The following is a 392-nucleotide window of genomic DNA, read 5'->3' as shown; positions in this document are numbered from 1 at the left end:
TATGCGCCTGTTGTGGAGCCTACACCGGGGGCACCTGTAGATGTAGAATATGTAGATGAAAATGGAAATCCTATTGCAGACCCAGAACAGCTTACTGGAAACATTGGGGATCCTTATGAAGCTCAACTGAAAGATATTGACGGATATGAGCTAGTAGAAGTACCAAGCAATGAAACTGGTGAATTTGGTGAAGAACCACAAACCGTAACTTATGTATATACACCAGTTGTGGAGCCTACACCAGGGGCACCTGTAGATGTAGAATATGTAGATGAAAATGGAAATCCTATTGCAGACCCAGAACAGCTTACTGGAAACATTGGGGATCCTTATGAAGCTCAACCGAAAGATATTGACGGATATGAGCTAGTAGAAGTACCAAGCAATGAAAC

Annotated in this window: 1 protein-coding gene; it reads left to right on the top strand. The window is 42.6% G+C overall.

Annotated elements, in window-relative coordinates; translation table 11 throughout:
* Positions 1-392: MucBP domain-containing protein (locus ACDX78_RS23280; protein ID WP_486031232.1), on the top strand; the 392-nt coding region annotated here is incomplete at both ends.

Source organism: Virgibacillus oceani, from assembly GCF_041521345.1.
In the GTDB taxonomy this organism is placed as follows: Bacteria; Bacillota; Bacilli; order Bacillales; family Amphibacillaceae; genus Virgibacillus_N; species Virgibacillus_N oceani_A.
The sequence above is the reverse complement of the archived record's forward strand: the minus strand, read 5'-3'. Positions and strand labels throughout refer to the sequence as shown.